Source organism: Exiguobacterium sp. BG5(2022) (assembly GCF_031844365.1).
Taxonomy (GTDB): domain Bacteria; phylum Bacillota; class Bacilli; order Exiguobacteriales; family Exiguobacteriaceae; genus Exiguobacterium; species Exiguobacterium profundum.
On sequence record NZ_JAUZVB010000012.1, the window covers coordinates 1 to 1,690 of the forward strand.

The following is a 1,690-nucleotide window of genomic DNA, read 5'->3' on the forward strand; positions in this document are numbered from 1 at the left end:
ATGAAAAAGACCTTTCAAACACCACTCAACATCCAACTCATCGCACGTCACAACGCAATCGTGAACGTCACACTGATTAATGACGGAACGAAACATTTCATCACGGCTGATGATGAAAGTTTCATCGCCTTCAAAAAACGGGATAGTGGACTCTTCGACTATAAGCGATTCGAAACGTTCCCGTGTTGCGTTGCATATCTTCACGGAGGATTGAGTGCCGAATATCTCAACTCATTCCAAGCGTGTAATGAAAATGATACGGAAAAGAACTTGAAAGCGTACCGCCAAGCATCATACGCTGTTGTCATTGAAGAAGACGGAACGGCACAAGTCGTTTCCTACGAATCAGACGAATCATACGAATTGATAACGGGCAACATCGAGAACGTGTTCTCATGCTACTGCCCGAGAGAAATGAAGCATATCGATATTTATCACGATGACGAATTTTTGTTCCGTGACGATTTAACGAAATTGCTTCCTACTATGATTGATACGAATAAGAAGCGTTCACAAATCGACTTCTTCCAAGACGTGATTTTATACGGGAAACTCGTCATCGTATCGCATGACGGACAAGGCGAAACCATCGGACTGCATGACCATGCGATTCAAGAATTGATTGACCGATTGTACAGTCCGATTCTGAACAACCCAGTCACAAAGGAATCACGAAACGTATTCATTCTCGCACCATCTAACTGACCAAAACAATTTACCCGACCCGTCCACAGAGGACGGGAACGGGTAACTAAGGAGAGAACCGACCATGAGAATAGAAGAAAAAAGAGCCGTCCGATTGCTACGGAAAATCAAAGCATACCGAGAGATACTATTTAAAGATGCCATCTTGAAAATCGAGACAGAGGAAGAGATTCAAAAGATGGAAAAGAAAAAGGAACGGCTCGAAAGAGAAATCACGAACACCATCAACCGACAATTCCCGTCCATCATTCAGACCATCAGAAAAGACGTGAAAAGTCATCGCTTCGACTTCTATCTGTATGACGTTCCTAAGATGCTCATGAATGAAAAGTATGACGGCATCCTCATGACACGGGAATCAGGAGTGCAATTCTATTGTCTAGGAACGGAAGACGAGAAAGCCCATTTCCAGTATTACATGAGAACAGCGAAATTCGTTCAACTGTACGAGGTGAAGGAAGGGGAAGTGTTGAGTAACATTCGTGCTTCAAAAGCACTCGAAATGTATGAAGGATATGAAAAGGCACATCGTATCGATGAAGCGAAATGAGAGAATGGCACACGAAAGTGTGCCTTTTCTCGTCATGATCGCCCACTCGACCTCACGCATGGATGAATGTGTTCATTGCATGACCACATTCTAATGATTCTATTTGACCGATTCATCGAGAATCGGTTAGAAGAAGGAAGTTTTTTTCTTGCATAGATGCAATAAAAAAACGGCAAAACATTGTAGTAAACATAGGGCAATGCTATAATTTAGAGGAATCTTGTGAATAGAGTTTTTGCTGTTTTGACGAATCGTAAAAACTTGAAAAGCATTTTACCACCTAATATCATGCTTCTCACAAGTACGATTTTTTTCATGTAAGGTTCGAACGTCCTCTTTTCTAAGAGGGCGTTTTTTTTATGTCTTCCACTGGTGAACGATCTGAATGTTCTTTCTGTCCTGATTATTTAAAGATTAATGAATAAACCCTATTTA

2 protein-coding genes are annotated in these 1,690 nt (G+C 41.4%); both read left to right on the forward strand.

The annotated features are described in order from the left end of the window. The coding region (locus tag Q9R25_RS14850; protein ID WP_311283385.1) for a hypothetical protein at nucleotides 1-705 on the forward strand (705 nt) is incomplete at its 5' end. A gap of 64 nt (nucleotides 706-769) precedes the next feature. Then, nucleotides 770-1,255 carry a hypothetical protein gene (locus Q9R25_RS14855; protein ID WP_311283386.1) on the forward strand — a complete coding sequence of 162 codons (486 nt, stop codon included), beginning with the start codon at nucleotides 770-772 and terminating at the stop codon, nucleotides 1,253-1,255. Nucleotides 1,256-1,690: the final 435 nt, after the last annotated feature.